The 26163-nt window shown below is 50.8% G+C and carries 47 protein-coding genes; 7 read left to right on the top strand and 40 right to left on the bottom strand.

The genetic code is table 11. The features are described from left to right. The first annotated feature begins 260 nt into the window (after window positions 1-260). Window positions 261-815 carry a gamma carbonic anhydrase family protein gene (locus tag AC2FAJ_RS23240; protein WP_028014623.1) on the top strand — a complete coding sequence of 185 codons (555 nt, stop codon included), beginning with the start codon at window positions 261-263 and terminating at the stop codon, window positions 813-815. On the opposite strand, the gene AC2FAJ_RS23235 is transcribed toward AC2FAJ_RS23240, so the two are convergent. The 6 genes from AC2FAJ_RS23235 to dprA are packed head-to-tail and all read right to left on the bottom strand — an operon-like array spanning window position 791 to window position 4574. Next, entirely contained in the window at window positions 791-1039 is a 249-nt protein-coding gene (locus tag AC2FAJ_RS23235) for a DUF1488 family protein (RefSeq protein WP_028014624.1), read from the bottom strand. The two genes, AC2FAJ_RS23240 and AC2FAJ_RS23235, sit on opposite strands and share 25 nt — an antisense overlap. Further along, on the bottom strand, window positions 1036-1854 hold the full coding sequence (gene aroE / locus AC2FAJ_RS23230) for a shikimate dehydrogenase (RefSeq protein WP_028014625.1): 819 nt from the start codon (window positions 1852-1854) through the stop codon (window positions 1036-1038). The genes AC2FAJ_RS23235 and aroE overlap by 4 nt, the downstream gene beginning before the upstream one ends. A 4-nt stretch (window positions 1855-1858) precedes the next feature. Next, a complete protein-coding gene (tsaC, locus tag AC2FAJ_RS23225; RefSeq protein WP_045630331.1) occupies window positions 1859-2431 on the bottom strand; it encodes an L-threonylcarbamoyladenylate synthase type 1 TsaC in 573 nt (190 codons plus the stop codon). Continuing rightward, a complete protein-coding gene (locus tag AC2FAJ_RS23220) occupies window positions 2424-2978 on the bottom strand; it encodes a DNA topoisomerase family protein (protein WP_060571878.1) in 555 nt (184 codons plus the stop codon). Before AC2FAJ_RS23220 ends, tsaC begins: the two co-directional genes overlap by 8 nt. A 26-nt stretch (window positions 2979-3004) precedes the next feature. Further along, complete coding sequence (smg, locus tag AC2FAJ_RS23215) at window positions 3005-3478, bottom strand: DUF494 family protein Smg (RefSeq protein WP_008503477.1); 474 nt, start codon at window positions 3476-3478, stop codon at window positions 3005-3007. Continuing rightward, the gene (gene dprA, locus AC2FAJ_RS23210; RefSeq protein ID WP_047366816.1) at window positions 3450-4574 is read right to left on the bottom strand and encodes a DNA-protecting protein DprA; all 1125 of its coding nucleotides are present in this window, start codon (window positions 4572-4574) and stop codon (window positions 3450-3452) included. Before dprA ends, smg begins: the two co-directional genes overlap by 29 nt. 128 nt (window positions 4575-4702) lie before the next feature. Here dprA and def point away from each other — a divergent pair, with 128 nt between their 5' ends. The 5 genes from def to mscL all read left to right on the top strand — a co-directional run bounded on the left by def (window position 4703) and on the right by mscL (window position 9477). Further along, a complete protein-coding gene (def, locus tag AC2FAJ_RS23205; RefSeq protein WP_006812188.1) occupies window positions 4703-5212 on the top strand; it encodes a peptide deformylase in 510 nt (169 codons plus the stop codon). Window positions 5213-5237: 25 nt separating this feature from the next. Beyond that, window positions 5238-6185, top strand: coding sequence for a methionyl-tRNA formyltransferase (gene fmt / locus AC2FAJ_RS23200; RefSeq protein ID WP_045630328.1), 948 nt, complete (start codon window positions 5238-5240; stop codon window positions 6183-6185). A gap of 52 nt (window positions 6186-6237) precedes the next feature. Then, window positions 6238-7524 carry a 16S rRNA (cytosine(967)-C(5))-methyltransferase RsmB gene (gene rsmB, locus AC2FAJ_RS23195; RefSeq protein ID WP_485454547.1) on the top strand — a complete coding sequence of 429 codons (1287 nt, stop codon included), beginning with the start codon at window positions 6238-6240 and terminating at the stop codon, window positions 7522-7524. 22 nt (window positions 7525-7546) lie between these two features. Then, complete coding sequence (trkA, locus tag AC2FAJ_RS23190; RefSeq protein WP_014885463.1) at window positions 7547-8923, top strand: Trk system potassium transporter TrkA; 1377 nt, start codon at window positions 7547-7549, stop codon at window positions 8921-8923. Window positions 8924-9066: 143 nt separating this feature from the next. Beyond that, entirely contained in the window at window positions 9067-9477 is a 411-nt protein-coding gene (mscL, locus tag AC2FAJ_RS23185; RefSeq protein WP_028014631.1) for a large-conductance mechanosensitive channel protein MscL, read from the top strand. On the opposite strand, the gene AC2FAJ_RS23180 is transcribed toward mscL, so the two are convergent. The 31 genes from AC2FAJ_RS23180 to rpsJ form a co-directional block, all read right to left on the bottom strand. Then, window positions 9478-9693 (bottom strand): alternative ribosome-rescue factor A, encoded by a 216-nt coding sequence (locus tag AC2FAJ_RS23180; protein ID WP_045630326.1) that lies wholly within the window; start codon window positions 9691-9693, stop codon window positions 9478-9480. It abuts the gene before it with no gap. Between the two features lie 57 nt (window positions 9694-9750). Continuing rightward, window positions 9751-10176 carry a Zn(2+)-responsive transcriptional regulator gene (zntR, locus tag AC2FAJ_RS23175; RefSeq protein WP_248219486.1) on the bottom strand — a complete coding sequence of 142 codons (426 nt, stop codon included), beginning with the start codon at window positions 10174-10176 and terminating at the stop codon, window positions 9751-9753. A 2-nt stretch (window positions 10177-10178) separates the two neighbouring features. Then, window positions 10179-10547 carry a DnaJ family domain-containing protein gene (locus AC2FAJ_RS23170; protein ID WP_045630324.1) on the bottom strand — a complete coding sequence of 123 codons (369 nt, stop codon included), beginning with the start codon at window positions 10545-10547 and terminating at the stop codon, window positions 10179-10181. A 107-nt stretch (window positions 10548-10654) separates the two neighbouring features. Further along, a complete protein-coding gene (gene rplQ / locus AC2FAJ_RS23165) occupies window positions 10655-11038 on the bottom strand; it encodes a 50S ribosomal protein L17 (protein ID WP_001216368.1) in 384 nt (127 codons plus the stop codon). Window positions 11039-11078: 40 nt separating this feature from the next. Continuing rightward, window positions 11079-12068 carry a DNA-directed RNA polymerase subunit alpha gene (locus tag AC2FAJ_RS23160; RefSeq protein WP_002919219.1) on the bottom strand — a complete coding sequence of 330 codons (990 nt, stop codon included), beginning with the start codon at window positions 12066-12068 and terminating at the stop codon, window positions 11079-11081. A 25-nt stretch (window positions 12069-12093) separates the two neighbouring features. Beyond that, window positions 12094-12714 carry a 30S ribosomal protein S4 gene (gene rpsD, locus AC2FAJ_RS23155; protein ID WP_004868345.1) on the bottom strand — a complete coding sequence of 207 codons (621 nt, stop codon included), beginning with the start codon at window positions 12712-12714 and terminating at the stop codon, window positions 12094-12096. A 32-nt stretch (window positions 12715-12746) separates the two neighbouring features. Continuing rightward, window positions 12747-13136 carry a 30S ribosomal protein S11 gene (gene rpsK, locus AC2FAJ_RS23150; protein ID WP_003863312.1) on the bottom strand — a complete coding sequence of 130 codons (390 nt, stop codon included), beginning with the start codon at window positions 13134-13136 and terminating at the stop codon, window positions 12747-12749. A 16-nt stretch (window positions 13137-13152) separates the two neighbouring features. Beyond that, complete coding sequence (gene rpsM / locus AC2FAJ_RS23145) at window positions 13153-13509, bottom strand: 30S ribosomal protein S13 (protein WP_013099021.1); 357 nt, start codon at window positions 13507-13509, stop codon at window positions 13153-13155. 146 nt (window positions 13510-13655) lie between these two features. Continuing rightward, window positions 13656-13772 (bottom strand): 50S ribosomal protein L36, encoded by a 117-nt coding sequence (gene rpmJ, locus AC2FAJ_RS23140; RefSeq protein WP_000868187.1) that lies wholly within the window; start codon window positions 13770-13772, stop codon window positions 13656-13658. Window positions 13773-13803: 31 nt separating this feature from the next. Continuing rightward, window positions 13804-15135 (bottom strand): preprotein translocase subunit SecY, encoded by a 1332-nt coding sequence (gene secY, locus AC2FAJ_RS23135; RefSeq protein WP_003863305.1) that lies wholly within the window; start codon window positions 15133-15135, stop codon window positions 13804-13806. A gap of 7 nt (window positions 15136-15142) precedes the next feature. Beyond that, window positions 15143-15577, bottom strand: coding sequence for a 50S ribosomal protein L15 (rplO, locus tag AC2FAJ_RS23130; protein ID WP_014885468.1), 435 nt, complete (start codon window positions 15575-15577; stop codon window positions 15143-15145). 3 nt (window positions 15578-15580) lie between these two features. Then, the gene (rpmD, locus tag AC2FAJ_RS23125) at window positions 15581-15760 is read right to left on the bottom strand and encodes a 50S ribosomal protein L30 (protein WP_003863301.1); all 180 of its coding nucleotides are present in this window, start codon (window positions 15758-15760) and stop codon (window positions 15581-15583) included. A gap of 6 nt (window positions 15761-15766) precedes the next feature. Beyond that, window positions 15767-16267 (bottom strand): 30S ribosomal protein S5, encoded by a 501-nt coding sequence (gene rpsE, locus AC2FAJ_RS23120; RefSeq protein WP_003863299.1) that lies wholly within the window; start codon window positions 16265-16267, stop codon window positions 15767-15769. Between the two features lie 14 nt (window positions 16268-16281). Next, window positions 16282-16635: a 50S ribosomal protein L18 gene (gene rplR / locus AC2FAJ_RS23115; RefSeq protein WP_003863297.1), complete on the bottom strand. Its 354-nt coding sequence runs from the start codon at window positions 16633-16635 to the stop codon at window positions 16282-16284. A 9-nt stretch (window positions 16636-16644) separates the two neighbouring features. Then, on the bottom strand, window positions 16645-17178 hold the full coding sequence (gene rplF / locus AC2FAJ_RS23110) for a 50S ribosomal protein L6 (protein WP_003863296.1): 534 nt from the start codon (window positions 17176-17178) through the stop codon (window positions 16645-16647). A gap of 12 nt (window positions 17179-17190) precedes the next feature. Continuing rightward, complete coding sequence (gene rpsH, locus AC2FAJ_RS23105) at window positions 17191-17583, bottom strand: 30S ribosomal protein S8 (protein WP_006178918.1); 393 nt, start codon at window positions 17581-17583, stop codon at window positions 17191-17193. Between the two features lie 30 nt (window positions 17584-17613). Continuing rightward, on the bottom strand, window positions 17614-17919 hold the full coding sequence (gene rpsN / locus AC2FAJ_RS23100; RefSeq protein WP_003863291.1) for a 30S ribosomal protein S14: 306 nt from the start codon (window positions 17917-17919) through the stop codon (window positions 17614-17616). 14 nt (window positions 17920-17933) lie between these two features. Then, entirely contained in the window at window positions 17934-18473 is a 540-nt protein-coding gene (gene rplE, locus AC2FAJ_RS23095) for a 50S ribosomal protein L5 (protein ID WP_001096202.1), read from the bottom strand. A 14-nt stretch (window positions 18474-18487) separates the two neighbouring features. Next, window positions 18488-18802, bottom strand: coding sequence for a 50S ribosomal protein L24 (rplX, locus tag AC2FAJ_RS23090; RefSeq protein WP_003863287.1), 315 nt, complete (start codon window positions 18800-18802; stop codon window positions 18488-18490). Between the two features lie 10 nt (window positions 18803-18812). After that, window positions 18813-19184, bottom strand: a complete 372-nt coding sequence (rplN, locus tag AC2FAJ_RS23085) for a 50S ribosomal protein L14 (protein WP_002919748.1) — start codon at window positions 19182-19184, stop codon at window positions 18813-18815. 166 nt (window positions 19185-19350) lie between these two features. Then, complete coding sequence (gene rpsQ / locus AC2FAJ_RS23080; RefSeq protein WP_008503489.1) at window positions 19351-19605, bottom strand: 30S ribosomal protein S17; 255 nt, start codon at window positions 19603-19605, stop codon at window positions 19351-19353. Beyond that, complete coding sequence (rpmC, locus tag AC2FAJ_RS23075; RefSeq protein ID WP_003863282.1) at window positions 19605-19796, bottom strand: 50S ribosomal protein L29; 192 nt, start codon at window positions 19794-19796, stop codon at window positions 19605-19607. Before rpmC ends, rpsQ begins: the two co-directional genes overlap by 1 nt. Further along, window positions 19796-20206 carry a 50S ribosomal protein L16 gene (rplP, locus tag AC2FAJ_RS23070; protein ID WP_002919759.1) on the bottom strand — a complete coding sequence of 137 codons (411 nt, stop codon included), beginning with the start codon at window positions 20204-20206 and terminating at the stop codon, window positions 19796-19798. The genes rpmC and rplP overlap by 1 nt, the downstream gene beginning before the upstream one ends. Window positions 20207-20218: 12 nt before the next feature. Further along, window positions 20219-20920 (bottom strand): 30S ribosomal protein S3, encoded by a 702-nt coding sequence (gene rpsC / locus AC2FAJ_RS23065; RefSeq protein ID WP_000529945.1) that lies wholly within the window; start codon window positions 20918-20920, stop codon window positions 20219-20221. Window positions 20921-20937: 17 nt separating this feature from the next. Next, window positions 20938-21270 (bottom strand): 50S ribosomal protein L22, encoded by a 333-nt coding sequence (rplV, locus tag AC2FAJ_RS23060; protein ID WP_002919773.1) that lies wholly within the window; start codon window positions 21268-21270, stop codon window positions 20938-20940. A gap of 14 nt (window positions 21271-21284) precedes the next feature. Then, the gene (rpsS, locus tag AC2FAJ_RS23055; protein WP_001138117.1) at window positions 21285-21563 is read right to left on the bottom strand and encodes a 30S ribosomal protein S19; all 279 of its coding nucleotides are present in this window, start codon (window positions 21561-21563) and stop codon (window positions 21285-21287) included. Window positions 21564-21579: 16 nt separating this feature from the next. Further along, window positions 21580-22401 carry a 50S ribosomal protein L2 gene (gene rplB, locus AC2FAJ_RS23050; RefSeq protein ID WP_000301859.1) on the bottom strand — a complete coding sequence of 274 codons (822 nt, stop codon included), beginning with the start codon at window positions 22399-22401 and terminating at the stop codon, window positions 21580-21582. 17 nt (window positions 22402-22418) lie between these two features. Beyond that, window positions 22419-22721 carry a 50S ribosomal protein L23 gene (rplW, locus tag AC2FAJ_RS23045; protein WP_000617546.1) on the bottom strand — a complete coding sequence of 101 codons (303 nt, stop codon included), beginning with the start codon at window positions 22719-22721 and terminating at the stop codon, window positions 22419-22421. Continuing rightward, a complete protein-coding gene (gene rplD, locus AC2FAJ_RS23040) occupies window positions 22718-23323 on the bottom strand; it encodes a 50S ribosomal protein L4 (RefSeq protein ID WP_000424395.1) in 606 nt (201 codons plus the stop codon). The genes rplW and rplD overlap by 4 nt, the downstream gene beginning before the upstream one ends. A gap of 10 nt (window positions 23324-23333) precedes the next feature. Further along, complete coding sequence (gene rplC, locus AC2FAJ_RS23035) at window positions 23334-23963, bottom strand: 50S ribosomal protein L3 (RefSeq protein WP_003863274.1); 630 nt, start codon at window positions 23961-23963, stop codon at window positions 23334-23336. Between the two features lie 32 nt (window positions 23964-23995). Continuing rightward, the gene (gene rpsJ / locus AC2FAJ_RS23030; RefSeq protein ID WP_001181005.1) at window positions 23996-24307 is read right to left on the bottom strand and encodes a 30S ribosomal protein S10; all 312 of its coding nucleotides are present in this window, start codon (window positions 24305-24307) and stop codon (window positions 23996-23998) included. A gap of 381 nt (window positions 24308-24688) precedes the next feature. On the opposite strand from rpsJ, the gene AC2FAJ_RS23025 reads away from it, so the two are divergent. Beyond that, window positions 24689-25162, top strand: a complete 474-nt coding sequence (locus tag AC2FAJ_RS23025) for a prepilin peptidase (RefSeq protein WP_188246100.1) — start codon at window positions 24689-24691, stop codon at window positions 25160-25162. On the opposite strand, the gene bfr is transcribed toward AC2FAJ_RS23025, so the two are convergent. The 3 genes from bfr to AC2FAJ_RS23010 all read right to left on the bottom strand — a co-directional run. Continuing rightward, window positions 25146-25622 (bottom strand): bacterioferritin, encoded by a 477-nt coding sequence (bfr, locus tag AC2FAJ_RS23020; protein WP_028014636.1) that lies wholly within the window; start codon window positions 25620-25622, stop codon window positions 25146-25148. The genes AC2FAJ_RS23025 and bfr overlap by 17 nt on opposite strands. Before the next feature lie 72 nt (window positions 25623-25694). Beyond that, window positions 25695-25889 (bottom strand): bacterioferritin-associated ferredoxin, encoded by a 195-nt coding sequence (gene bfd, locus AC2FAJ_RS23015; protein WP_003863268.1) that lies wholly within the window; start codon window positions 25887-25889, stop codon window positions 25695-25697. Window positions 25890-26065: 176 nt separating this feature from the next. Continuing rightward, window positions 26066-26163 (bottom strand): EF-Tu C-terminal domain-related protein (locus AC2FAJ_RS23010; RefSeq protein WP_072082015.1); only part of this gene is annotated, 98 nt, incomplete at its 5' end.

Raw genomic sequence — 26163 nt, 5'->3', positions numbered from 1 at the left:
CCCGTTATTTCAGGATTTTTTCTCTTCAACCGACCGGGTTAACTGTGAAGTGATTCACATCCGCCGTGTCGATGGAGGCGCATTATAGGGATCCCAATTTTTAGCACAAGTGTTTTTTAGATCTTTTTTTTCGACTGCTGATTTTCCGCGCTTTTCGCTGAAATCCCGCCCGATCTGCTTAAATATTGACGCATTTTGCCTTGCCTCGATCCAATAATATGATCAAGTCTTCCGTATAGCGCTCATCCTTAGAGGTAGTTATGTCTGCAGTGTTACGCCCTTATAAAGATCTGTTCCCCCAAAAAGGCGATCGCGTGATGATCGATGCCACCAGCGTGGTCATTGGTGATGTCCGAATGGCCGATGACGTCAGTATCTGGCCGCTCGTCGCCATCAGGGGAGATGTAAATTATGTGTCGATCGGTGCCCGTACCAATATTCAGGACGGTAGCGTTCTGCATGTTACGCACAAATCCTCTTATAACCCGGAGGGCAATCCCCTCATCATTGGAGAAGATGTTACCGTCGGACATAAAGTGATGCTTCACGGCTGCACTATCGGTAATCGGGTGCTTGTTGGCATGGGATCGATTTTGCTGGATGGCGTGATAGTAGAAGAAGACGTAATGATTGGGGCCGGTAGCCTGGTTCCGCAGAACAAACGTCTGGAAAGTGGTTATCTCTATCTGGGAAGCCCGGTAAAACAGATCCGCCCCCTGAAGGAGGCAGAGATCGAAGGATTAAAATACTCGGCGAACAACTACGTAAAATGGAAGAATGACTATTTGGATCAGGATAACCAAACCCAACCCTGATCGTCTTCCTGCTGCTCGCGGATTAAATCGCTGGCTTCCTCTTCCAGATCCCAGCGATTTTCGCAAAAAACGGCTATCGGGTCTGTGCCGCCAAAACGATGTAACAGCGCTTCTCCATGGATGGCACAGGTAAGCTGCATACCCTGCACCAGCACCGGAAAACAGACCGCCTGCTTATGCTCATCCCAGCTCTCTCTGTCCGGGAAATGAATAGCCTGATTCACGCCGAAAGCTCCTGCTTTAGCTTTTCAATGACCGGCTCGACTGCAGGCAACACCCCGTGCCAGAGCAGTACCGCATGCGCAGCCTGCCCCACCAGCATTCCCAGCCCATCGGCTAACTGTTTCGCACCGTGTTGTTCGCACCAGTTCAGGAAGGGCGTATTCCCTTTCTGATAGAACATGTCATAGAAGTACATGTGCGCGCTGACCAGCGAAGCGGGGATCGCCGGGATCTCGCCACTGATGCCGCTGGATGTGGCATTAATGACAAGATCGAACTCACGTTCGGCAAGATCGTCAAGCGCTACCGCACTTACGCTGCCGGTATGCGCAAATAACGCCGCCAGCGCTTCTGCCCGGGAAAAAGTTCGGTTGGTAATGGTCACCGCACAGTCCAGGGAAAGCAGAGGCAACAGTACTCCCCGCGATGCGCCACCCGCACCAATCAGTAGGACCCGGAACCCGGGTTTAATAAACGACAGTCGTTCCAGATCGCTCAGCAACCCTATTCCGTCGGTGTTGTCGCCCAGAAGACGTCCGTCCTCAAGCCGTTTTAGGGTATTTACTGCACCGGCAAGAGAAGCGCGCTCGGTCAGTTCATCAGCACGTTCGAAAGCTTCCTCTTTAAAAGGAACCGTCACATTCGCACCTTTGCCACCTGCTGCGAAAAAAGCCTCAAGCGTTGGAATAAATGCATCTACCGGTGCCAGTACGCGGCCATAGGGATGATTTATCTGCAGCTGCTCCGCAAATTGCTGATGGATCAGCGGTGACTTGCTGTGTGCAATCGGATTACCAAAAACAGCATAGGTTTCCATGAGATTACCCCTGGCGAAAACGTTCGCCGGTCAAAGCGTCGCGAATTTCAGACGGATTCAGGCGTCCTCCCGTCTCTCCAACAGCAACCGGGAAGTCATTTCCGAACTGTGCCAACACTTCTTCGGTTGTACGACAAGGTGGCAATCCGGTCAGGTTGGCGCTGGTTGAGACCAGCGGTTTACCAAATGCCAGGCAAAGCTCAACCACCAGAGGATGATCGGTGACGCGAACGGCGAGGGAATCAAAGCGTCCGGTCAGCCAGCGCGGTGTTGTCGGCTGCGCCGGGAAAACAAAGGTCACCGGTCCTGGCCATGCGGAGAAAATAGTCTCGCGCTGCGCCGGTGTCAGCATAGAGTCATCAATGTAGGGCTTAAGCTGCTCGTAATTCGCAGCTATCAAAATCAACCCTTTCTCTACGGGTCTTTGTTTTAAGGCAAGCAGGCGGCTCACAGCCGTCTCGCTGTCAGGATCGCAACCGACCCCAAAAACAGCTTCAGTTGGATAGGCGATGACTTTTTCATTTTTCAGCACGTCCACAGCATGCGCAATGGAGCCTGATGGCAGGTTATTATTCACTATTTTGATCCGCCGTTACCGGCTTTCCACATTGTTTGCTGGCGCAGAAGCGTTTCACACCTTGCGCCGTTTTCTTCTCGATAAGTAGCGGATAGTTGCAATGAGTGCAGACGCCCGCTACCGGTTTGAAATTGATAACGAACTGGCATTCAGGGTAGCGATCGCAGGAATGGAAGGTCTTACCATAGCGGGAACGGCGCTGTACCAGCTGACCGCGCTGACACTGAGGACACGCAATCGCCGTTTCATCAGGCTTATCAATTTGTTCCGTATGCTCACATTCCGGATAACGGCTACAGCCAATAAACATGCCGAAACGGCCCTGACGTAGCGCTAGTTCACCACCACAAAGAGGACATAGCTGTCCTTCCAGAATTTTGACGATATGTCCATCCGCCTGGCTTTTCAGAGGACGGACATAATCACATTCCGGATAGTGTGAACAACCGAGAAACGGGCCGTGTTTCCCGGACCGAATAACAAGTTCAGCCCCGCACTGCGGGCAGGGCTCATTTTTATGCACCGTGAATAGTGCTGATTTGGCCATAACAACTCTTGGTGCTACACATAGAATTAATGCAGCATACCTTCATTCACTTCAAAGAGTAATTCTTCCATTTGCTGATAGGCATTTTCACAGCCCGGGATATTAAACAGAACCATCAGAATCACCCATTTCAGATCTTCCAATTCAAATTCTGCCGTATCCAGCGCCATGACACGCTCTATCACCATTTCTCTCGTTTCGAGGTTCAGCACCTGAATCTGCTCAAGGAATAAGATGAATCCCCGGCAGCTGGCGTCCAGCCTTTCACACTCTTCTGCGGTATAAATGCGTACTGACAACGGGTCAGAAGCAAGCTGCATCGGTTCGGCGAGGCCTTCCTGATAATCAGCCAGTTTTTCCAGCCACATCAACGCATTATAGATATCTTCCCGCTCAAACCCCGCATCGGTAAGATCCTGTGTCAATTTGTCCTGATCCACTCGCATTTCTGCTTCGTTATGGATGTAAGTCTCAAACAAATACATCAGTACGTCGAACATGGCATGCCCTCCTTAATCGGACATAGCCGCCGGGTACAGCTGCGATCCACCCTGCTAACTCCAGTTCGAGTAGCTGTGCTACCGTTACTGGCACAGGTTGGCCGGCACGTTCAGCGACAACGTCAACAGGTGTTACCTCATCTCCTACGTTAGCCAGGAGCTTGGGAAATGGCAATGCCACCTTTCCCTGATCTGATGAATAATGTCGCTTTTCGGGATCTTCCTGCAGACATTGCAAGCCATATTGCAAATTTTCAAGAATGTCCCGCGCTTCTGTTACCGGCGTCGCACCCTGCTTTATCAGCCAGTGTGGTCCTTCACACCCCGGGTTACCAATCGGGCCGGGTAAGGCGAAAACCTCCCTCCCCTGATCGAGCGCGCATCGTGCAGTGACCAGCGAGCCGCTTCGCACTGCCGCTTCAACGACCAATACACCCTGGCTAAGCCCGCTGATGATTCGATTACGACGCGGAAAGTTTGCCGGCCGGGGCTGCGCCGAAAGAGGGAACTCAGACACTATCGCCCCGTCAGCTTCGATAAGCCGCATAGCCAGCGCCTGATGCCGACGGGGATAAATGCTAAACAGGCCGTTCCCCAGTACGGCCACGCTACGCCCTTTTACAGACAGCGCGGCGTTGTGAGCAACACCGTCTATACCGCAGGCCAGTCCGCTGGTGATTGTGAAACCACTTTGCGAAAGTTGTTCGCACAGAATTTTCCCCCATCGTTCTCCATACCATGACGGCGCACGGCTACCCACGACCGCCAGCTGGGCAGCATTAAGCGTTTCAGGGTTACCTTTTACGAATAATGCACCGGGATAATCAGGAATTGCGCGAAGTAAAGGAGGATAAAGCGGATGGGTTGCCGTCAATAAATGATTTCCCGGCTGCTCAAGCCACACCAGACTACGCTCCAGCTCACCCTCATCTGGGTTAAAGAACCGTTCAGCCTGTTTTGCTGACAGCCCAGCGTCTCTGACAGCGGAAGCATCGATATTTTTTTGCTTGTGCAGCCGTGCAGCCGCTTCCAGCATTCCATCGCCACATAATGAACCTGTGTGTATTAGCCGTAGCCATATCTCGATAGACGTCATCCTTTCCCCCTGCCATAAGCGGCCTGCGCAATCATTGCGATTGGTCACTGATGCTGTCAATCGACCCGGGATTTGTCTAGAATAGAAGTAATATTCTTATCAACTCCTGAACACGACTCTGGAAATTTATGGCAGTTTTGCAAGTGTTACATATTCCGGACGAGCGCCTTCGCATCGTCGCTGAACCGGTTAAAGAAGTGAATGCAGAAATCCAGCGTATCGTTGATGATATGTTCGATACCATGTACGCCGAAGAAGGCATTGGCCTGGCGGCGACGCAGGTAGACATTCACAAACGTATTATCGTGATCGACGTTTCTGAAAATCGCGATGAGCGTCTGGTGCTGATCAACCCTGAATTGCTTGAGAAGAGCGGTGAAACGGGCATTGAGGAAGGTTGTCTTTCTATTCCGGAACAGCGCGCTTTGGTGCCACGTGCCGAAAAAGTGAAAATTCGCGCTTTGGATCGTGACGGTAATCCGTTCGAACTGGAAGCAGATGACCTGCTGGCAATTTGCATTCAGCATGAGATGGATCACCTGGTCGGTAAGCTGTTTATCGATTACCTCTCGCCGTTGAAACAGCAGCGTATTCGTCAAAAAGTAGAGAAACTGGATCGTTTGCGCTCTCGCGCATAACGTCCCCCCGGATACAAGGATCATCGTGTCTAAAACACTACGTATTATCTTCGCGGGAACCCCTGATTTTGCAGCGCGTCATCTTGACGCGCTGTTATCTTCTGGTCACCAGGTTGTCGGCGTCTTTACCCAGCCGGACCGTCCGGCTGGACGCGGTAAAAAACTGATGCCGAGCCCGGTAAAGGTGCTGGCAGAAGAGCATGGGCTTCCTGTTTTCCAGCCCGCATCCTTACGCCCTCAGGAAAATCAGCAGCTGGTTGCTGACCTGAACGCCGACGTAATGGTCGTGGTGGCTTACGGTTTAATTTTGCCAAAAGCGGTGCTTGATATGCCTCGTCTGGGTTGTATCAACGTGCACGGCTCCTTGCTCCCGCGCTGGCGTGGTGCGGCACCTATCCAACGCTCCCTGTGGGCGGGGGATGCTGAAACCGGCGTCACAATCATGAAGATGGACGTAGGTTTAGACACTGGCGACATGCTGCATAAACTGGCGTGCCCTATTACTGCAGACGATACCAGCGCTACGCTGTATGACAAACTTGCAGGCCTTGGTCCGCAAGGGCTTATCGAGACGCTGCAGCAACTTGCTGATAATACGGCGAAGCCGGAAGTTCAGGATGAGACGCTGGTGACGTATGCTGAAAAACTGAGTAAAGAAGAAGCCCGGCTCGACTGGTCCTTGTCTGCCGCTCAACTTGAACGCTGCATCCGCGCTTTTAATCCGTGGCCGATGAGCTGGATGGAGATTGATGAGCAGCCAGTGAAAGTCTGGAAAGCGTCAGTCATTAATGGCAATACGGCTGCTGAACCCGGCACGATTATCGACGCCAGCAAGAACGGTATCCAGGTTGCGACAGCAGAAGGGATCCTGAATCTTGAATCGCTGCAACCGGCCGGTAAGAAAGCCATGAGCGCTCAGGATCTATTAAATTCCCGTCGCGAATGGTTTATACCGGGTAATCGTCTTGCCTAATCCAATATATGCTTAAAGCCCGGTGTTTCCGGGCATTTTTATTTTTATAGTTATGAAAAAACAAAATCTACGCAGTATGGCGGCCAAAGCCGTTGAGCAGGTTATCGAGCAGGGCCAGTCATTGAGTAACATCCTGCCTCCCCTGCAACAAAAGGTATCTGATAAAGACAAAGCTCTGCTCCAGGAACTCTGCTTTGGCGTCCTGCGCACCCTTTCTCAGCTTGAGTGGCTCATTAATAAGCTGATGTCGCGCCCAATGACAGGCAAACAGCGCACCGTACATTATTTGATTATGGTGGGGTTTTATCAGCTTCTTCATACCCGCATTCCACCTCACGCCGCGCTGGCTGAAACGGTGGAAGGTGCCGTTGCGATTAAACGCCCTCAGTTGAAAGGGCTGATCAACGGCGTACTGCGTCAGTTCCAGCGTCAGCAGGATGAGCTACTGGCTGAATTTGCACAAAGCGAAACACGTTTTCTGCACCCGGACTGGCTGCTGAATCGCCTTAAAAAAGCGTATCCGCAGCAATGGCAAAACATTGCCGAAGCGAATAATCAACGCCCACCGATGTGGTTACGCGTCAACCGTAATTACCACACTCGTGACGCATGGCTGACATTACTGGAAGAAACCGGAATGAGTGGATTCACGCATGCAGCCTATCCGGATGCCGTGCGTTTAGACTCCCCTGCACCGGTACATGCTTTACCTGGTTTTGTTGAAGGCTGGGTGACCGTACAGGATGCCTCGGCTCAGGGTTGCATGACCTGGCTTGAACCAGCAAACGGGGAACAGATCCTCGATCTTTGCGCCGCGCCTGGCGGAAAAACAACGCACATTCTTGAAGTGGCTCCGCAGGCCAGCGTAATGGCCGTGGATGTCGATGAGCAGCGCCTGTCACGCGTCTACGACAACCTCAAGCGTCTGGGCATGAAGGCTCAGGTTAAGCAGGGCGACGGACGCAAGCCCGCAGAATGGTGTGGTGAAACCCAGTTTGACCGCATTTTGCTGGATGCGCCCTGCTCTGCAACAGGCGTGATTCGTCGCCATCCGGATATCAAGTGGCTGCGCCGCGATCGCGATATCAAGGAACTTGCCCAACTGCAATCGGACATACTTGACGCAATCTGGCCACATCTTAAACCCGGCGGCACGCTGGTTTATGCAACCTGCTCCGTACTGCCAGAAGAAAACAGCCAGCAAATCGCGGCCTTCCTTAAACGTACCCCGGACGCAACGCTGCGCGATACGGGAACGCCTGAATGCCCGGGTCAGCAAAACCTGCCGGGCGCGGAAGAAGGCGATGGCTTCTTTTACGCTAAGCTAATCAAAGAGTGATGTTGAGAACAGGTCACGAGATATGAAAATTATCATTCTGGGCGCAGGACAAGTGGGCGGAACGCTGGCGGAAAACCTGGTTGGCGAAAACAACGACATCACAATCGTTGATACCAACGGGGATCGTCTGCGCGTTTTACAGGACAAATTTGACCTTCGCGTTGTGCAGGGCCATGGTTCACACCCGCGCGTGCTACGCGAGGCGGGCGCCGACGATGCAGACATGCTCGTTGCGGTGACCAGTTCTGACGAAACCAATATGGTGGCCTGTCAGGTGGCCTACTCGCTTTTCAACACCCCTAACCGAATCGCGCGCATCCGTTCTCCGGACTATGTCCGCGATGCTGAGAAGCTCTTTAATTCAGAAGCGGTTCCTATTGACCATCTCATCGCGCCAGAACAGCTGGTTATCGACAATATCTATCGTCTGATCGAATATCCAGGCGCACTGCAGGTGGTGAACTTTGCCGAAGGTAAGGTCAGTCTTGCCGTCGTTAAGGCCTATTACGGCGGCCCGTTGATCGGCAATGCGCTTTCCACAATGCGTGAGCACATGCCGCATATCGATACGCGCGTCGCCGCCATTTTCCGCCACGACAGACCTATTCGTCCTCAAGGCTCCACGATTGTCGAAGCGGGGGATGAGGTCTTCTTCATTGCGGCCTCTCAGCATATTCGTGCGGTGATGAGTGAGTTGCAGCGTCTCGAAAAGCCTTATAAACGCATTATGCTGGTCGGCGGTGGCAATATCGGCGCGGGCCTGGCGCGAAGGCTGGAAAAAGACTACAGCGTGAAATTGATCGAGCGCGATCAACAGCGTGCTTCTGAGCTGGCGGAAAAACTGCAAAATACGATCGTATTTTATGGCGACGCGTCGGATCAGGAATTATTGGCTGAAGAGCATATTGATCAAGTTGATCTCTTTATTGCCGTCACGAACGATGACGAGGCGAATATTATGTCCGCCATGCTCGCCAAACGTATGGGAGCAAAGAAGGTCATGGTGCTTATCCAGCGCAAGGCGTATGTCGACCTGGTTCAGGGCAGCGTTATTGATATTGCCATTTCACCGCAGCAGGCGACCATTTCCGCTCTGCTGAGCCATGTACGTAAAGCGGACATTGTCGGCGTTTCATCTCTGCGTCGCGGGGTGGCAGAAGCCATTGAAGCGGTAGCTCATGGAGATGAAACCACGTCACGCGTTGTGGGCCGCGCCATCGACGAAATTAAGCTGCCGCCGGGCACTATTATCGGCGCCGTAGTGCGCGGGAATGACGTTATGATCGCCAATGATAATTTGCGTATTGAGCAAGGCGACCACGTAATTATGTTCCTTACCGATAAAAAATTTATTACCGACGTCGAACGTTTATTCCAGCCTAGTCCATTCTTCCTTTAATACGTCGGGGCTCTCAATAGAGCCCCGCACTTTACCCTCTTTATTTCTGTGCCTTTTATTTTCATAACGTTTAATTATCCCGCATGGCAATTGGCTAATCATTTGTTAAACTTATAGTCGTCAGCTGGCACAAGGAGAACATAATGAGTTTTATTAAAGAATTTCGCGAATTTGCGATGCGCGGGAACGTGGTTGATTTGGCAGTGGGTGTCATTATTGGTGCGGCATTCGGCAAGATTGTTTCATCATTAGTAGCGGACATCATCATGCCACCTTTAGGGCTGCTAATCGGGGGCATTGATTTCAAACAGTTCGCGTTCACGCTGCGTGAAGCCCAGGGTGATATCCCGGCAGTAGTAATGCACTACGGCGTGTTTATCCAGAACGTATTTGATTTCGTGATTGTGGCGTTTGCTATCTTTATGGCTATCAAGCTGATTAACCGGCTCAACCGTAAAAAAGAAGAGCCAGCAGCAGCGCCTGCACCAACGAAAGAAGAAGTGTTACTGAGTGAAATTCGCGATCTGTTAAAAGAGCAAAATAACCGCGTTTAATCAGCAGTTAAAAACAGGAAGGCCAGTGGTAAATAAGCGATTCGCTTGCTTGCCACTGGCCTCCCAGTTACCCCGTTTTGCATGTTTGTCTTTACGCAGATAACTCCCCTTCCCTTTTTTATTCTTTTCAACGCGCTGTCGAAAAAGCGGGTCGTGAAGTAAAGCCTCGATGGCATTATCTTTAATTTGTCCCTTCGTGTGCTGATAGCGGCTCATAATTTCTCCTGAGCATGGTTTATGACGACGGAAGTCTAGACCCGAGTAGATTAAAAATCAACATCCCCGAGTTTCTCCACTGGCTCCCTGTTCAAGGGCTTCCAGAATTGAACAATAAATACTGCTATGAGCCGTTCCGCAGCAGGCATCATTCAACCTTTGCAAAGAGCGCTGCATGGTTTGCAGTTCCAGAATACGGGCTTCAACTTCATCAAGCCGGGCTTGCACGATGCTTTTGGATTCCTGACAAGTGTGATGCTCAGGATCGATGCGGATCGATAATAACTCGCGGATCGAATCGAGCGTGAAGCCAAGCTGTCGGGCGTAGCGTATGAATCTCAGACGTTGCAGATCGTTATCGGTATAAAGCCGAAAGCCGCCTTCCGTGCGTATCTCATGATCGATCATCTGCTGCTTTTCGTAATATCGGATAGTGTCCGGCGTTACGTTCGCGAGCTTTGCAAGTTCACCGATACGGTACATCGCTACTCCTCGTTTATCTTCTTCATCAATATTTCACCGTATTCCCCATGCAGGAATTCCGTGCTCATTCCTGCCTGGCGCAGCTTGAGCTCGATCAGGGCAAGCCTGCGGCTAAGTTCTTTATGTCGAGGATCATCCTGACGGATCCCTTTTAGCAAATCGACAAGTTCAACAGCCTCTCTGCGCTGCTCAAGCTCGGGCGGGAGGCAGCCAGCATTTTTTAGCAAACGGTATCCAGCCCGGAGTTCAGGCGCAATATGCGAATCATCTTCAAGTTCAAGAGGTTCGCCGCTCCCGGGAAGATTGTCGAAATCGCCTTTATTTTGGGCATCGCGAATATGGCGTTCTGCCCACTGGTCAAGCAACCACATCATCAGCTCCAGGGGATGAACAAAATTGATACAGGTATTGTAGAGAAGTGGGGATAATGCGGATATAAAAAAACCCGCCGAGGCGGGTTTTTTTACGTTACTGCAGATTACTCTGCAGCAGCTTCTGCTTTCTCTGAACGATCAACCAGCTCGATGTAAGCCATCGGCGCGTTGTCGCCTGCACGGAAACCACACTTCAGAATGCGAGTGTAACCACCGGCACGGCTCGCGAAACGCGGGCCCAGTTCGTTAAACAGTTTTGCCACGATCTCGTTATCACGAGTACGGGCGAATGCCAGACGACGATTAGCAACGCTGTCAGTCTTGGCAAGAGTAATCAGCGGCTCAACTACGCGACGCAGCTCTTTCGCTTTAGGCAGGGTCGTCTTGATGATTTCATGACGAACCAGTGAACCTGCCATGTTGCGGAACATAGCCTGGCGATGGCTGCTGTTGCGGTTCAGTTGACGACCACTCTTACGATGGCGCATGACCTTATCCTTCTCAGTAAAACCTTAACCTGTGATCCGGTTACTCGTCAGCAATGCTTGCCGGTGGCCAGTTTTCCAGGCGCATGCCCAGAGACAGACCACGTGAAGCCAGCACGTCTTTAATCTCGGTAAGAGATTTTTTACCCAGGTTCGGCGTTTTCAGCAACTCAACCTCGGTACGCTGTACCAGATCACCGATATAGTGGATAGCTTCTGCCTTGAGGCAGTTAGCAGAGCGGACAGTCAATTCGAGATCGTCAACAGGGCGCAGCAGGATCGGATCGAATTCTGGTTTCTCTTCTTTCACTTCTGGCTGACGTACATCACGTAAGTCAACGAAAGCTTCCAGTTGTTCTGCCAGGATGGTTGCCGCACGACGAATCGCCTCTTCAGGATCGATTGTGCCGTTGGTTTCCATTTCGATGACCAGCTTGTCCAGGTCGGTACGCTGTTCTACACGCGCTGCTTCAACATTGTAGGCAATACGCTCTACAGGGCTGTAGCATGCGTCGACCAGCAGACGGCCGATTGGGCGCTCATCTTCTTCCGAATGAATTCGGGCAGAAGCCGGCACATAACCACGACCGCGCTGAACTTTGATACGCATGCTAATAGCTGCGTTCTCATCGGTCAGGTGGCAGATCACGTGCTGCGGCTTGACGATTTCAACATCACCGTCGTGGGTGATGTCGGCTGCAGTCACAGGGCCAATGCCAGATTTATTCAGAGTAAGAATAACTTCATCTTTACCCTGAACTCTCACCGCCAGCCCTTTCAGGTTGAGCAGGATTTCAAGGATATCTTCCTGAACGCCTTCTTTGGTGCTGTACTCATGAAGTACACCATCAATCTCAACCTCGGTCACCGCGCAACCCGGCATCGATGAGAGCAGAATACGGCGCAGTGCGTTACCCAGAGTATGGCCAAAGCCACGCTCTAAAGGCTCAAGGGTCACCTTGGCGTGCGTCGAACTCACTTGCTCGATATCTACCAGGCGCGGTTTTAGAAACTCTGTCACAGAACCCTGCATTGTGTCCTCTCTTTGGTACTAAGCTTTACTTGGAGTAAAGCTCGACGATCAGGTGTTCGTTAATGTCCGCAGACAGATCAGAACGCTCAGGCTGACGCTTGAACGTACCTTCCATCTTGCCAGCATCAACTTCCAGCCAGGTTGGCTTTTCACGCTGCTCAGCCAGCTCCAGAGCGGCCTTCACGCGAGATTGCTTTTTCGCTTTCTCACGAATGCTAACAACGTCATTCGCTTTAACCTGATAAGAAGCGATGTTAACAACACGACCGTTTACCATGATTGCTTTGTGGCTAACCAGCTGACGTGATTCAGCACGAGTAGCGCCGAAGCCCATACGGTATACAACGTTGTCCAGACGACCTTCCAGCAGAGCCAGCAGGTTTTCACCTGTGTTGCCTTTCAGACGTGCTGCTTCTTTATAGTAGTTACGGAACTGACGCTCCAGCACACCGTACATACGGCGAACTTTTTGCTTTTCACGCAACTGCACACCATAGTCAGACAGACGCGGTTTACGCGCACCGTGCTGGCCAGGAGCTTGTTCAATTTTACACTTGGTATCGATCGCGCGAACGCCAGACTTAAGGAATAAGTCGGTGCCCTCACGACGGCTCAGCTTGAGCTTAGGACCCAAATATCTTGCCATTTTCTATCTCCAACTAACCTAAAAAACGAGCGTTATACGCGACGTTTTTTCGGCGGACGACAACCGTTATGAGGGATCGGAGTCACATCAGTAATATTCGTGATGCGGAAACCAGCGGCGTTCAGAGCGCGAACAGTAGATTCACGACCCGGACCCGGACCTTTAACCATAACTTCCAGATTCTTGATGCCGTATTCTTTTACGGCTTCAGCGCAACGCTCTGCTGCAACCTGAGCTGCGAACGGAGTGGATTTGCGAGAACCACGGAAACCGGAACCACCGGCTGTTGCCCAACCCAATGCGTTACCCTGACGATCAGTAATAGTAACGATGGTGTTGTTGAAAGAAGCATGGATATGAGCCACGCCGTCAGAGACTTGTTTTCTTACACGTTTACGTGCACGAACTGGTGCCTTTGCCATTATTCAATCACCCCGATTATTTCTTGATCGGTTTGCGCGGACCCTTACGGGTACGTGCGTTGGTCTTAGTACGCTGACCGCGCACTGGCAGACCACGACGATGACGCAAACCGCGATAGCAACCAAGATCCATCAGGCGCTTGATGCTCATGCTGATTTCACGGCGCAGATCACCTTCAACGACAAATTTGGCAACTTCGTCACGCAGCGTGTCGATTTGTCCTTCAGACAGCTCACTGATCTTAACATCTTCAGCGATACCCGCTGCAGCCAGGATGGCTTTAGAACGGGTCTTGCCGATGCCGTAGATCGAAGTTAATGCGATCACAGCATGTTTCTGATCAGGAATGTTAATGCCTGCTATACGGGCCACTATGCACTCCTACTATTTAATATGTACGCACCATGCTGAAAAGCCCGTTTTCAGGATACTCAAATGGAAACGTACAGACATACAAAAGATTGGCTGGCTAATCTAGCCAGCTCAACCCAACTTTGCAAGAAAAATATGCGAAATAATCAGCCTTGGCGCTGTTTATGCTTCGGCTCGGCACTGCAAATCACACGGATGACACCATCACGCTTAACGATTTTGCAGTTACGGCATAATTTCTTGACGGAAGCACGAACTTTCATTTTTACTCTCCGTAACTTCTCAGGCGACCAATTAGCGGCCGTAGCCTTTCAGGTTCGCCTTCTTCAATGCAGACTCATACTGACTGGACATCATCAGAGTTTGCACTTGAGCCATAAAGTCCATAATCACGACAACAACGATAAGCAGTGAGGTCCCACCGAAGTAGAACGGTACTTTCATTGCATCACGCATGAACTCCGGGATCAGGCAGATAAAAGTAATATAAAGCGCACCAACCAAAGTCAGGCGGGTCATTACTTTATCGATATACTTCGCCGTTTGCTCTCCCGGACGAATTCCTGGTACAAATGCACCGGACTTCTTCAGGTTATCTGCTGTTTCACGCGGGTTGAAGACCAACGCCGTGTAGAAGAAACAGAAGAAGATGATCGCAGACGCATAGAGTAACACATAAAGTGGTTGCCCAGGCTGCAAATACAGCGAAATTGTTGTCAGCCAGTTCCAACCAGTACCGCCCCCGAACCATGACGCGATGGTTGCCGGGAACAGAATAATACTGGAAGCGAAGATAGCCGGGATAACCCCCGCCATATTCACTTTCAGCGGTAAATGTGTGCTCTGTGCAGCATAGACACGACGACCCTGCTGACGCTTAGCGTAGTTCACCACAATGCGGCGTTGACCACGTTCAACGAAGACAACAAAGAACGTCACTGCAAATACTAATACTGCAACCAACAGCAACAGGAGGAAGTGCAGGTCGCCTTGACGCGCTTGCTCGATAGTATGGGCGATGGCCGGCGGGAGTCCCGCAACGATACCGGCGAAGATAATGATTGAGATACCGTTACCGATACCACGCTCAGTAATCTGTTCGCCGAGCCACATCAGGAACATCGTCCCTGTGACCAGACTAACAACAGCGGTGAAATAGAATGCAAAGCCTGGGTTTAATACCAGGCCCTGCATACCAGGCATATTCGGCAGACCGGTAGCAATACCGATCGACTGGAATATTGCCAGCACCAGAGTACCGTAACGGGTGTACTGACTAATCTTACGACGTCCAGACTCCCCTTCTTTCTTCAGCTCTGCCAGGGCCGGATGAACGACCGTCAGCAGCTGGATAATAATCGATGCCGAAATGTACGGCATAATACCCAGAGCAAAGATAGAAGCACGGCTGAGAGCACCACCAGAGAACATGTTGAACATTTCAATGATGGTGCCTCGCTGTTGCTCAAGCAGTTTGGCAAGTACAGCGGCATCGATACCAGGGATCGGAATAAAAGAGCCAATACGGAACACAATCAGCGCGCCGATAACAAACAGCAGTCTGCGTTTCAGCTCGCCAAATCCACCTTTGGCACTTTGAAAATCTAATCCCGGTTGCTTAGCCATCTGCTACTTATTCCTCAATTTTACCGCCAGCAGCTTCGATAGCAGCACGAGCACCTTTAGTAACACGCAGGCCACGAACAGTTACCGGAGTAGAAACTTCACCAGACAGGATCACTTTCGCGAACTCGATCTGAATACCGATAATGTTAGCCGCTTTCAGCGTGTTCAGGTCTACAACGCCGCCTTCAACTTTCGCCAGGTCAGACAGACGGATTTCCGCTGTGATCGCTGCTTTGCGAGAGGTGAAGCCGAACTTCGGCAGACGACGGTACAGTGGCATCTGGCCACCCTCGAAACCGCGACGTACGCCACCGCCAGAACGAGAGTTCTGACCTTTGTGACCACGACCACCGGTTTTGCCGAGGCCAGAACCGATACCACGACCCAGGCGTTTACCCGCCTTTTTAGAGCCTTCGGCCGGAGACAGAGTATTTAAACGCATCTCTTACTCCTCAACTTTAACCATGAAGTAAACCGCGTTGACCATACCACGAACAGCAGGAGTATCCTCGCGCTCAACGGTATGACCAATACGACGCAGACCCAGGCCAAGCAGCGTTGCCTTGTGTTTCGGCAGACGACCGATTGCACTGCGGGTTTGAGTGATTTTAATAGTCTTTGCCATGGTCAATTACCCCAGAATTTCTTCAACGGATTTACCACGCTTGGCAGCGACCATTTCTGGAGAATTCATATTTTCCAGGCCATCAATAGTTGCACGAACCACGTTGATCGGGTTGGTGGAACCATATGCTTTAGCCAGAACGTTATGAACCCCAGCAACTTCCAGAACGGCGCGCATTGCACCACCGGCGATGATACCGGTACCTTCTGAAGCTGGCTGCATGAATACACGAGAACCCGTGTGAACACCTTTAACTGGGTGCTGCAGGGTGCCGTTGTTCAGCGCGACGTTAATCATATTGCGACGGGCTTTTTCCATCGCTTTCTGGATCGCTGCTGGAACTTCACGCGCTTTACCGTAACCAAAACCAACGCGACCGTTACCATCGCCTACTACAGTCAGAGCTGTGAAGGAGAAAATACGACCACCTTTAACGGTTTTAGATACGCGGTTTACCGCGATCAGCTTTTCCTGCAGTTCGCCAGCCTGTTTTTCGATGTGAGCCATCTTACACCTCTACCTTAGAACTGAAGGCCAGCTTCACGGGCAGCATCTGCCAGTGCCTGGACACGACCATGATATTGGAACCCGGAACGGTCAAAGGAAACATTGCTGATGCCTTTTTCCAGAGCGCGTTCTGCAACAGCTTTACCTACAGCTGCAGCGGCGTCTTTGTTACCGGTGTACTTCAATTGTTCTGAGATAGCTTTTTCTACAGTAGAAGCAGCTACCAGAACTTCAGAACCGTTCGGTGCAATTACCTGTGCGTAAATATGACGCGGGGTACGATGTACCACCAGGCGAGTTGCACCCAGCTCTTTGAGCTTGCGGCGTGCGCGGGTCGCACGACGGATACGAGCAGATTTCTTATCCATAGTGTTACCTTACTTCTTCTTAGCCTCTTTGGTACGCACGACTTCGTCGGCGTAACGAACACCCTTGCCTTTGTAAGGCTCAGGACGACGGTAGGCGCGCAGATCTGCTGCAACCTGACCGATCAGCTGTTTATCAGCGCCTTTCAGCACGATTTCAGTTTGAGTCGGACATTCTGCAGTGATACCGGCCGGCAGCGGATGCTCAACAGGGTGTGAGAAGCCCAGAGACAGGCCTACTGCATTCCCTTTGATAGCTGCACGATAACCTACACCAACCAGCTGAAGCTTTTTAGTGAAGCCTTCGGTAACACCAACAACCATTGAGTTCAGCAGGGCACGCGCGGTACCAGCCTGAGCCCATCCATCCACGAAACCATCACGTGGACCGAAGGTCAGAGCGTTATCTGCATGTTTAACTTCAACAGCTTTGTTGAGGGTACGAGTCAGCTCGCCGTTTTTACCTTTGATCGTAATAACCTGACCGTCGATTTTTACATCAACGCCGGCAGGAATAACGACCGGTGCTTTAGCAACACGAGACATTCTTTCCTCCGATTAGGCTACGTAGCAGATAATTTCGCCACCAAGACCAGCCTGGCGCGCTGCACGATCAGTCATAACACCTTTAGAGGTAGAAACAACTGCGATACCAAGGCCAGCCATAACTTTTGGCAGCTCATCTTTTTTCTTATAGATGCGCAGACCTGGGCGGCTGACACGCTGAATGCTTTCTACAACAGCTTTACCCTGGAAATACTTGAGAGTAAGTTCCAGTTCCGGCTTGGTGTCGCCTTCAACTTTAAAATCTTCGATAAAACCTTCTTCCTTCAGCACGTTGGCAATTGCCACTTTCAGCTTGGCGGAAGGCATGGTGACCGCAACTTTGTTCGCGGCCTGACCGTTACGGATACGGGTCAGCATATCCGCGATCGGATCTTGCATGCTCATCTGTCTTTACTCCCGTGATTCAATTGGTAATTACCAGCTAGCCTTTTTCAAGCCTGGCACTTCACCGCGCATGGCGGCTTCACGCAGTTTGATACGGCTCAACCCAAACTTGCCCACATAACCATGTGGACGACCTGTTTGACGACAGCGGTTACGCTGACGAGACGGGCTGGAATCACGCGGCAGAGACTGCAGCTTGAGAACCGCATTCCAACGATCTTCGTCGGAAGCGTTCACATCAGAAATGATCGCTTTCAGTTCAGCGCGTTTAGCGAAGAATTTATCAGCTAAAGCTACGCGCTTTACTTCGCGTGCTTTCATTGATTGCTTAGCCATTCAGTAACCCTACCTTACTTGCGGAACGGGAAGTCAAAGGCAGCCAGCAGAGCACGGCCTTCTTCGTCAGATTTCGCAGTAGTGGTAATGGTAATATCCAAACCACGCACGCGGTCGACTTTATCGTAGTCGATTTCTGGGAAGATGATCTGCTCACGGACACCCATGCTGTAGTTACCACGACCGTCGAAAGACTTCGCGGACAGGCCACGGAAGTCACGGATACGTGGAACAGCAATAGTGATCAGGCGCTCAAAGAACTCCCACATGCGTTCGCCACGCAGAGTTACTTTACAGCCGATCGGATAGCCCTGACGGATTTTGAAGCCTGCAACAGATTTGCGTGCTTTGGTGATCAGCGGTTTTTGACCGGAGATTGCTGTCAGATCAGCTGCTGCGTTATCCAGCAGTTTCTTGTCAGCGATCGCTTCACCAACACCCATGTTCAGGGTGATCTTCTCGACCCGAGGGACTTGCATGACAGAATTGTAGTTAAACTCGGTCATGAGTTTCTTAACTACTTCGTCTTTGTAGTAATCATGCAGTTTCGCCATCGTACTACTCCAAATTACTTGATAGTTTCGCTGTTAGACTTGAAGAAACGGACTTTTTTGCCGTCTTCGAATCTAAAGCCTACACGGTCAGCCTTACCGGTAGCCGCATTGAAGATTGCAACGTTAGAAACCTGAATAGCAGCTTCTTTTTCAACGATGCCGCCTGGTTGGTTCAGGGCCGGAACCGGCTTCTGATGTTTCTTAACCAGGTTGATACCTTCAACGACAAGTTTGCCGGAAGACAGAACATTTTTTACTTTACCGCGTTTACCTTTATCTTTACCGGTTAACACGATAACTTCGTCATCACGACGGATTTTCGCTGCCATGATTCGCTCCTTAGAGTACTTCTGGTGCCAGAGAGATAATTTTCATGAACTTCTCAGTACGAAGTTCACGAGTTACCGGCCCAAAGATACGCGTGCCGATAGGCTGCTCGCTGTTATTGTTTAAAATAACGCATGCATTACCATCGAAGCGAATGACAGAACCGTCAGGGCGACGAACACCCTTCTTGGTGCGCACCACTACCGCCTTCAGCACATCACCTTTTTTGACCTTACCACGTGGAATTGCTTCCTTGATGGTGATCTTGATGATGTCGCCTACGCCTGCGTAGCGACGGTGCGAGCCACCCAGAACCTTGATACACATTACGCGACGTGCACCGGAGTTGTCGGCGACGTTCAGCATAGTCTGTTCTTGGATCATTTTAGTGCTCCGCTAATGTCAACTACTACCTGAGACTCTAAAATCAGAGCCGTTAAAAAGCCCCATATCGAGGGCGCGGCATTATAACACCGCTTCTGCAATATGGGTAGAAAAAATAAACGGCTCATCGCTGAGCCGTTTATTCGTATTGAGAAGGCGTACTGTATTACAGAACCGCTTTCTCTACAACGCGAACCAGCGTCCAGGACTTAGTCTTGGACAGTGGACGGCATTCACGGATTTCAACCTTGTCGCCGATACCACATTCGTTGTTCTCGTCATGTACGTGCAGTTTGGTCGTACGCTTGATGAATTTACCGTAGATCGGGTGTTTCACAATACGTTCGATAGCTACAACAATGGATTTCTCCATTTTGTCGCTAACAACACGACCTTGCAGAGTACGGATTTTATCGGTCATTACGCACCCGCCTTCTGAGTCAGTAAAGTCTTAACGCGTGCAACATTGCGACGCACTTGCTTCAGCAGGTGAGTCTGTTGCAGCTGGCCACTTGCAGCCTGCATGCGCAGGTTGAACTGCTCACGCAGCAGGTTCAGCAGCTCAGCGTTCAGCTCTTCAACGCTTTTTTCACGCAGCTCTTTTGCTTTCATTACATCACCGTCTTAGTTACAAAGGTGGTTTTGATAGGCAGTTTCGCTGCTGCCAGGCCGAAGGCTTCACGGGCCAGCTCTTCCGGAACACCGTCCATTTCATAAAGGACTTTGCCCGGTTGGATCAAGGCAACCCAGTACTCCACGTTACCTTTACCTTTACCCATACGAACTTCCAGTGGCTTCTCGGTGATCGGTTTGTCCGGGAATACACGGATCCAGATCTTACCTTGACGCTTAACTGCACGGGTCATTGCACGACGTGCTGCTTCGATCTGACGTGCAGTCAGACGACCACGGCCAACAGCTTTCAGACCGAAAGTGCCGAAGCTAACATCCGTACCCTGCGCCAGACCACGGTTGCGGCCTTTGTGCACTTTACGGAATTTTGTACGCTTTGGTTGTAACATCAGCGACGCTCCTTATTTACGGCCTTTACGCTGCTGCTTTTTAGGTTGAGCAGCCGGTTTTTCCGGTTGTTCAACAGCAGCCATACCACCCAGGATCTCACCTTTGAAGATCCATACCTTAACGCCGATTACACCGTAAGTGGTGTGCGCTTCAGAGGTGTTGTAGTCGATGTCAGCACGCAGAGTGTGCAGCGGTACGCGACCTTCACGGTACCATTCGGTACGTGCGATTTCCGCGCCGCCCAGACGGCCGCTAACTTCAACTTTGATACCTTTAGCGCCCAGACGCATTGCGTTCTGTACAGCACGCTTCATAGCACGACGGAACATAACACGACGTTCCAGCTGAGAAGTGATGCTGTCAGCAACCAATTTAGCGTCCAGTTCAGGCTTACGAACTTCAGCGATATTGATCTGTGCAGGAACGCCAGCGATATCCGCTACGACCTTGCGCAGTTTTTCTACGTCTTCGCCTTTCTTACCGATAACGATGCCAGGACGAGCAGTGTGAATAGTCACACGGATGCTCTTCGCTGGACGCTCGATAACGATACGAGATACAGACGCTTTAGCCAGTTCCTTAGTCAGGTACTGACGTACTTTAAAATCGCTGTCCAGGTTGTCAGCGAATTCTTTGGTGTTCGCAAACCAGGTAGAGTTCCATGGTTTTACAATACCCAGGCGAATACCATTAGGATGTACTTTCTGACCCATTGCTAGTCTCCAGAGTCTCAGCGATCGGACACAACCACAGTAATGTGGCTGGTGCGCTTCAGGATGCGATCTGCACGACCTTTCGCACGCGGCATAATGCGCTTCATGCTTGGGCCTTCATCTACGAAAATTTTCGCGACTTTCAGATCGTCGATGTCAGCGCCATCGTTGTGTTCAGCGTTAGCAATGGCAGATTCCAGTACTTTCTTGACCAATACCGCAGCTTTCTTGTTGGTATAGGTCAGGATGTCCAGGGCCTGCGACACTTTCTTACCGCGAATCAGGTCAGCAACAAGGCGAACCTTCTGTGCAGAAGAACGAGCATGGCGATGTTGAGCTAAAGTTTCCATCTCTTCCTCCTACCTTATTTCTTCTTCGCTTTTTTATCAGCAGCGTGGCCGCGATAAGTACGAGTCGGTGCGAATTCACCCAGTTTGTGACCAACCATTTCGTCGGTAACAAAGACTGGAACGTGCTGACGACCATTATGGACAGCGATGGTCAAACCGATCATGTTAGGAAAGATCGTTGAACGACGGGACCAAGTGCGCAGGGGCTTCTTGTCTCCGCTTTCCACCGCTTTCTCTACCTTCTTCAGCAAGTGCAGGTCAATAAAAGGACCTTTCTTGAGAGAACGTGGCATGGCTTATCCTCTAAAATTATTTGCTACGGCGACGTACGATAAATTTATCAGTACGCTTGTTGCTGCGGGTCTTCTTACCTTTGGTCTGAACGCCCCACGGAGTTACCGGGTGCTTACCAAAGTTACGACCTTCACCACCACCATGTGGGTGGTCGACTGGGTTCATCGCAGTACCGCGAACGGTAGGACGAACACCACGCCAGCGTGCAGCACCAGCTTTACCCAGAACGCGCAGCATATGCTCAGCATTGCCAACTTCGCCCAGAGTAGCGCGGCAGTCTGCTTCGACTTTACGCATTTCACCAGAACGCAGACGCAGGGTGACATAAGCACCGTCACGCGCAACGATCTGAACGTAAGTACCAGCGGAACGTGCCAGCTGACCGCCTTTACCTGGTTTCATTTCTACGTTATGAACGGTAGAACCAACCGGGATATTGCGCATCGGCAGGGTGTTGCCTGCTTTGATTGCAGCATCAACGCCAGACTGAATCTGGTCGCCAGCTTTCAGGCCTTTAGGGGCCAGGATGTAACGGCGTTCGCCGTCTTTGTACAGAACCAGCGCGATGTTCGCGGAACGGTTCGGATCGTACTCAAGACGTTCAACAACTGCTGGGATACCGTCTTTGTTGCGTTTGAAGTCAACAATACGATAAGCCTGCTTGTGGCCACCACCGATGTGACGAGTGGTGATACGGCCATTGTTGTTACGACCACCGGATTTGCTGTTTTTTTCCAGCAACGGAGCAAAAGGTTTGCCCTTGTGCAGCTCAGGGTTAACCACTTTAACTACGTGGCGACGACCCGGAGATGTCGGTTTACATTTAACAACTGCCATTGTATTACTCCTCCGACTTACTCAGCGCCGCCAACGAAGTCCAGGTTCTGGCCTTCTTTCAGGGTGACGTAAGCTTTTTTCCAGTCGCTACGACGACCGATACGCTGTCCGTGACGTTTAACTTTCCCTTTAACTACCAGGGTGTTAACGACTTCGACTTCGACTTCAAACAGTTTCTGCACAGCAGCTTTGATCTCTGCTTTGGTCGCGTCTTTAGCAACTTTGAGAACGATGGTGTTTGTTTTTTCCATCGCAGTAGACGCTTTTTCAGAAACGTGCGGTGCGCGAAGCACCTTCAGCAGACGTTCTTCACGAATCATGCCAGCATCTCCTCAACTTGCTTAACAGCATCAGCAGTCATTACGACTTTGTCGAAGGCGATCAGGCTAACCGGGTCGATACCAGTCGCATCGCGTACGTCAACCTTGTGCAGGTTACGTGCGGCCAGGAACAGGTTCTCGTCCAGCTCACCGGTGATGATCAGCACATCTTCCAGAGCCATGTCTTTCAGTTTCTGTGCCAGCAGCTTAGTTTTAGGCGCTTCAACAGAGAACTTCTCGACAACGATCAGACGATCCTGACGTACCAGTTCGGACAGGATGCTTTTCAGCGCGCCGCGGTACATCTTTTTGTTAACTTTTTGACTGTGGTCCTGTGGACGCGCAGCGAAGGTCACGCCACCTGAACGCCAGATCGGGCTCTTGATAGAACCTGAACGCGCACGGCCGGTACCTTTCTGGCGCCATGGCTTTTTGCCAGAACCAGTTACTTCAGCACGAGTCTTCTGAGCACGAGTACCCTGACGAGCACCAGCTGCATAAGCAACAACAACCTGGTGAACCAGCGCTTCGTTGAAATCACGACCGAAGGTAGTTTCGGAAACAGTCAGCGCGCTCTGCGCGTCTTTCAATACTAATTCCATTGCTATCCCCTTACGCCTTCACAGCTGGTTTAACGATCAGGTCGCTACCGGTTGCACCCGGGACCGCACCTTTAACCAGCAGCAGGTTGCGCTCAGCGTCAACACGTACTACGTCCAGGCTCTGAACGGTTACACGTTCGTTACCCAGCTGACCTGCCATTTTCTTGCCTTTGAACACTTTGCCCGGAGTCTGGTTCTGACCGATAGAACCCGGAACGCGGTGAGACAAGGAGTTACCGTGAGTAGCGTCCTGGGTACGGAAGTTCCAGCGCTTAACGGTACCAGCAAAACCTTTACCTTTAGAGGTACCGGTTACGTCAACTTTTTTAACGTCAGCAAACAGCTCAACGCTAATGTCCTGACCTACGGTGAACTCTTCGCCTTCAGCAAGACGGAATTCCCACAGACCACGGCCAGCTTCTACGCCAGCTTTAGCGAAGTGACCCGCTTCTGGTTTGGTTACACGGTTAGCTTTTTTAGCACCAGTGGTAACCTGAATAGCGCGGTAGCCATCGTTAGCCAGATCTTTAACCTGAGTAACGCGGTTTGCTTCAACTTCGATTACGGTTACTGGGATAGAAACGCCATCTTCAGTGAAGATGCGGGTCATACCCACTTTTTTACCGACTAAACCAATCATTGTTTCAACCTCTCAATCGCTCGATGACCTGATTAACCCAGGCTGATCTGCACGTCTACACCGGCAGCCAGATCCAGACGCATCAGAGCATCAACGGTTTTCTCAGTTGGCTCAACGATGTCAACCAGACGCTTGTGAGTGCGGATTTCGTACTGATCGCGCGCGTCTTTGTTGACGTGCGGGGAGATCAGAACGGTGAAGCGCTCTTTGCGGGTCGGCAGCGGGATCGGACCACGGACTTGCGCACCAGTGCGCTTAGCAGTCTCGACGATTTCCGCGGTTGATTGATCGATCAGACGATGATCAAACGCTTTAAGGCGGATACGGATTCTTTGGTTCTGCATGAGACCAGAGCTCCAATTATTTTATAAACGAAAATGATTACTCCTCAAACCCATTACGATTGATGGGAGAGTGTAACCGTTCTTACGTAGCCCCCCAATTGGGAGCATTGTTGAGTAACAAAATGAGCTACTCTGGTTCTGATTGAACCCGCCGTCAATTACGACAAGCCCGCGCATTATACGTAAATCAGAGAAAGACGCAAGTGCCGTTTAGAAATTAAGCGTCAAAGGCTCAGTATGCGTAGGACTGCGCAACTTTTTACGCCGTATATCCTTTCTGAATTTTTTTATATGAAGCCGCTACGCAATTGCTGTTTTTGTGCGTTGCCGGACAGGCAGATTGTAACGAGTATGCGCTCAAAACCATTTGAGGCCTTTTCCATGCTAACCACCCTCCCCTTCCTGATGATCTATTTTTCTCTGACGGCCCTACTCGTACGCGCTGATATTCGCGACGGTTTGCTGCCCGATAAATTTCTCTGCCCGTTGCTCTGGACGGGCCTGCTCTACCAGGTCTTTATCCATCCTGATTTTCTGCCGAGTGCCGTAATGGGAGCGGTGGCTGGATATCTTGGTTTTGCCACGATTTACTGGGGCTATCGGCTTATCTGCCGGCGGGAAGGAATGGGATATGGCGATGTGAAGTATCTGGCAGGACTTGGTGCGTGGCATGGCTGGTGCATACTGCCTAAACTGGCGTTACTCGCCGCGCTTATGGCGCTGCTTTGCATTCTTGTTTTTTCATTTCTCACCTCAGATAAAGGAGCATTAAAAAACCCACTGCCTTTTGGACCATTTCTGGCAGCAGCGGGTTTATGCGTTGGATGGGAAAATCTGATTAATTTTCCACTTTGATCTGAGACTGTAGGTAGTTTTGAAGGCCAATTTTGCTAATGAGATCCAGCTCGGTTTCCAGCCAGTCAATGTGGCCTTCTTCATCGGCAAGGATCTGGATCATCATATCGCGGCTCACATAGTCATGGACGCTGTCAGCATAAGCAATGGCTTCGCGCAGATCTTTCGCACCTTCCAGCTCCAGCCGGAGGTCAGAACGCAGCATCTCTTCGACATCCTCACCGATGCCCAGCTTGCCGAGATCCTGCAGGTTTGGGATGCCTTCAAGGAATAAGATACGCTCGATGTATTTATCAGCGTGTTTCATCTCATCTATAGATTCATGGTACTCAACGTCATTCAGACGTGTCAGCCCCCAGTTTTTAAACATTCTCGCGTGAAGAAAGTACTGGTTGATTGCGACAAGCTCATTTCCCAATAATTTATTGAGATAACTTATGATTTTAACATCACCTTTCATTATATAGTCCCTCCGCTTCCACTCATTGAAGCGTAGAACGGGCTACGGGGATGTCAAAAAAAAGATAGAGGCTTACGCGATCTCTTTGAATTCCGGGATCTGCATCAGTTCGTCCTGCATGATCTCACGCGCTGCGCGAACGCATTTACCGCATTGATTTCCCACCGGAACAAATTTGCGAAGCTGCTGGAAAGATTGTGGCTGAAACTGGCGAACGGCCTGACGAATTTTCTTGTCGCTTACACCATTACATAAACAAACGTACATAGAGACTCCCGTTCAAAATATGCGCAAAGTGTAAGTGAGAATGGTTATGATTACAATAGCACATACGCCAGGATACGGGCCGGGAGCGGTTAAAAAATGCGAAATTTTGTGACAAGGAAAGGTACAGAAAACAAAAAAGGACGCCGAAGCGTCCTTTTTTATTCAGGGATAATTAATTAGCCCAGAACTTTAGCAACAACGCCCGCGCCAACGGTACGGCCGCCTTCACGGATTGCGAAACGCAGACCGTCGTCCATCGCGATTGGGTGGATCA

It is taken from the genome of Enterobacter cloacae complex sp. 385G4 (genome assembly GCF_057320665.1).
The sequence above is the reverse complement of the archived record's forward strand: the minus strand, read 5'-3'. Positions and strand labels throughout refer to the sequence as shown.